Consider the following 3,669-nt stretch of genomic DNA (forward strand, 5'->3'; position numbering starts at 1 on the left):
CGCTGGGTAGCTCGGTACCCTGCAAGGCGATCCCACCCCCGGAACATCCACGTCGTGGCTGGTGACACCAGCCGCAGGAGAAGAGGTGCCCCTATGTCGCGATCGGTTCTGGTCACCGGCGGCAACCGCGGAATCGGCCTGGCCATCGCCCGAGAGCTCGCCGCCGGAGGCGACGACGTCGCCGTGACCCACCGTTCGGGCGAGCCGCCGGAGGGCCTGCTCGGGGTGCGCTGCGACATCACCGACTCCGCCCAGGTGGACGCCGCGTTCAAGGAGGTCGAGGAGGCGCAGGGCCCCGTCGAGGTGCTCGTCGCCAACGCCGGGATCACCAAGGACCAGCTCCTCGCCCTGATGAGCGAGGACGACTTCTCCTCGGTTCTGGACACCAACCTCACCGGGGCGTTCCGCGTCGCCAAGCGAGCCGTACGCGGCATGATGCGCAAGCGCGGCGGCCGCATCATCCTCATCTCGTCCGTCGTGGGCCTGCTCGGCTCGGGCGGTCAGGCCAACTACGCGGCCTCCAAGGCGGGCCTGGTCGGCTTCGGCCGCTCCCTCGCCCGCGAGCTCGGCTCCCGCAACATCACGGTCAACGTCGTGGCCCCCGGTTTCATCGAGACCGACATGACCGCCCAGCTGGGCGAGGACCGCCAGGCCGAGATCAAGAAGAACATTCCGCTCGGGCGCATCGGCGGCACCGAGGACATCGCCAAGACGGTGGGCTTCCTCGCCGGTCCCGGAGCCGCCTACATCACCGGCGCCGTCATCCCCGTGGACGGCGGTATGGGCATGGGCCACTAGCCCCGCGCCCTCCCGCGCCCCGCTTCGCCTCCACCCGCACAGCCACCGGACCACCCCGCCGGTCCAGACCAGAATCAGGACGGACAACCCGACCATGGGACTTCTCGAAGGTAAGCGCATCCTCGTCACCGGGGTGCTCACCGACTCCTCCATCGCCTTCCACGTCGCCCGCCTCGCCCAGGAACAGGGCGCCACCGTCGTGCTCACCGGTTACGGCCGGATGAGCCTGGTGGAGCGCGTCGCCAAGCGGCTGCCCGAGACGCCGCCGGTCCTGGAGCTCGACGTCACCGACGACGAGCAGCTCGGCACGCTGGCGACCCGCGTCGGCGAGCACGTCGACGGCATCGACGGCATCGTGCACTCCATCGGCTTCACCCCCCAGGACGCCCTGGGCGGCAACTTCCTCAACACGCAGTGGTCGGACGTGGCCACCGCCATGCACACGTCCACCTTCTCCCTGAAGTCGCTCACCACGGCGCTCATGCCGATGATGAAGGACGGCGGCTCGGTGGTGGCGCTGGACTTCGACAACAGCGTGTCCTACCCGATCTACGACTGGATGGGCGTGGCCAAGTCCGCGCTCACCTCCACCGCGCGCTACCTCGCCCGCTACGTCGGCGACCAGGACATCCGCGTCAACCTGGTCTCGGCGGGGCCGCTGAGCACCATGGCCGCGCGCAGCATCCCGGGCTTCAACGACCTGGCCAAGCACTGGCCCGAGCGCGCCCCGCTCGGCTGGGACGTGACCGACCCGGAGCCCGCCGCCAAGGCCGTCGTGGCGCTGCTGTCGGACTGGTTCCCCGCGACCACCGGTGAGATCGTGCACGTGGACGGCGGATTCCACTCCACGGGCGCCTGACCCGCCCGGTCGGGGGCACCCCAAGGCGTGTCCCCGACCGGAAAACGCGTTGACGCGCGTGTTCCCTGGCTGGTCTGATCATGTGCTCACAGGACGAGGACAGTGGGGGAAACGTGACGTTCACCGTGGAGGAACCCGCCCACGACGCCGACGAGGTGCGTCGGCGCCACCGGGCCAACCAGGTCGCCTGGGACGAGGGCGCCCTGCGCTACACCGAGGGCGTGGCCACCGGCATCGAGCGGCTGCGCGCGGGGGAGTCCTCCACGCATCCGGTCGAACGCGCCGCCCTGGGCGACCTGGCCTCCTGGTGCGGCAGGGCCGTCCACCTCCAGTGCGCCTCCGGACAGGACACCCTGTCACTGCTCCTGGAGGGGGCCCGCGAGGTCGTGGGCGTCGACATCTCCGGGCGGCACGTCGACAACGCCCGCGCCAAGGCGCGCGCCCTCGCCCTACCCGCCACCTTCCACCGTTGCGACGTGCTCGACACCCCCTCCGAGCTGGACGGCACCGCCGATCTGGTCTACACCGGGCAGGGCGCGCTCAACTGGATCCACGACATCCGCGCCTGGGCCGGGGTGGTCGCCCGCCTGCTGCGCCCCGGCGGGCGGGTCCTGGTCTTCGACACCCATCCGGCCAGCTGGCTGTTCGACCCGCAGGAGTCCACCCCCGTCTGGTCGGGCCTGGACTACTTCGCGCACGCCGAGCGCAACACCGGCTGGCCGGCCGAGTACATCGGCGACGTCGTCGAGGAACACGCGGTCAAGCACGAGCGGCTGTGGACGATCGCCGACGTCGTCCAGGCCCTCATCGACCAAGGGCTGGCCCTCACCCGCCTGGAGGAGCGCCCGGACGATTTCTGGAACGCCTTCCCCGCCCTCGGCGACGAGGCGAAGCGCGCACTGCCGATGACGTTCCTGCTCACCGCCGAACAACGCTGACCCGCCCTGCCGTCATACCGGCACGCCGGACGCGGCACCCGCCCGCACCGGTGTAACCTGCCGGACGCAGGCAGGGCGGTGCGGGGCCGCCGAGGAGGGGGACGCATGGATCTGCACCTGACGGACGCACGGGTCGTCATCACGGGGGCCAGCCGGGGGATCGGCCGGGCCATCGCCGACGTGTTCGCCGACGAGGGGGCCGACCTCGCGATCTGCGCGCGGGGCGCCGAGCCGCTGGAGGAGGCCGCCGAGGAACTGCGCCTGACCGGCGCGACCGTGTTCTCCCGCGCCCTGGACGTCGCCGACGCGCCCGCGCTGGACTCCTTCATCGACGACGCCGCCGAGATCCTGGGCGGGATCGACGTCCTGGTCTCCAACGTGTCCGCGGGCAGCAGCCGCACCCCCGACCAGTGGGAGCGCAACTTCGACGCCGACGTCCTGCCGTTCGTGCGCATGGCCGAACGCGTCTTTCCGCACCTGCGGGAGTCCGAGCGCGGCGGTTCGGTAGTGCTCATCTCCACGACCTCCGCCCTGCACACCACGCGCCCCGCCGGACCCGCCGCCTACGGTGCGCTCAAGGCCGCGCTCAACCACCACGCCGCCTCCCTCGCCCGGTCGTGGGCGCCCGAGGGCGTCCGCGTCAACACGGTCTCGCCCGGTCCGATCGAGTTCCCCGGCGGCGGCTGGGACCGGCGCCGCGAGAACGACCCCGAGTTCTACACGACCATCCGCGGCCGCATCCCCTACGGCCGTCTCGGCCGACCGGAGGAGGTCGCGCGGGCCGCCGCCTTCCTGGCCAGCCCCGCCGCCAGTTTCGTCACCGGCAACAACCTCGTGGTGGACGGCGGATTCCTCGACCGCGTCTGAGCGGGCGCGTCCGTCAGTCGGAGCGTCCCCGGGCGGCGGCCCGCGCCCGCAGGGCGAGGGTCAGCGCACCGCACACCCCCGCGACCAGAACCGCGGCCGTGGTGTCGGGTAGCCACAGCAGTGCGAAGCGCGGGCCGTACGCGGCGACCAGCCACACCGCCGCCGCGACGGCCGCCGCCCCGGCGACGCCCCAGGCCAGAGCCGCGG

Annotated in this window: 4 protein-coding genes and 1 pseudogene; 4 read left to right on the forward strand and 1 reads right to left on the reverse strand. The window is 72.2% G+C overall.

Features of this window, described 5'->3' with window-relative positions; genetic code table 11:
- Positions 1-93 precede the first annotated feature (93 nt).
- From fabG to D471_RS0128835, 4 genes are all read left to right on the forward strand, one after another.
- Positions 94-798, forward strand: coding sequence for a beta-ketoacyl-ACP reductase (gene fabG, locus D471_RS0128820; RefSeq protein WP_017601831.1), 705 nt, complete (start codon positions 94-96; stop codon positions 796-798).
- A gap of 94 nt (positions 799-892) precedes the next feature.
- Positions 893-1,657, forward strand: coding sequence for an enoyl-ACP reductase FabI (fabI, locus tag D471_RS0128825; RefSeq protein WP_017601832.1), 765 nt, complete (start codon positions 893-895; stop codon positions 1,655-1,657).
- 113 nt (positions 1,658-1,770) lie between these two features.
- Positions 1,771-2,595, forward strand: coding sequence for a class I SAM-dependent methyltransferase (locus tag D471_RS36750; protein WP_017601833.1), 825 nt, complete (start codon positions 1,771-1,773; stop codon positions 2,593-2,595).
- A gap of 105 nt (positions 2,596-2,700) precedes the next feature.
- Positions 2,701-3,462 (forward strand): SDR family NAD(P)-dependent oxidoreductase, encoded by a 762-nt coding sequence (locus D471_RS0128835; protein WP_017601834.1) that lies wholly within the window; start codon positions 2,701-2,703, stop codon positions 3,460-3,462.
- A 13-nt stretch (positions 3,463-3,475) separates the two neighbouring features.
- Here D471_RS0128835 and D471_RS40530 read toward each other — a convergent pair.
- Positions 3,476-3,669: pseudogene (locus D471_RS40530) on the reverse strand (serine hydrolase); the annotation flags it as partial.

Source organism: Nocardiopsis lucentensis DSM 44048, assembly GCF_000341125.1.
GTDB classification, from domain to species: Bacteria; Actinomycetota; Actinomycetes; order Streptosporangiales; family Streptosporangiaceae; genus Nocardiopsis; species Nocardiopsis lucentensis.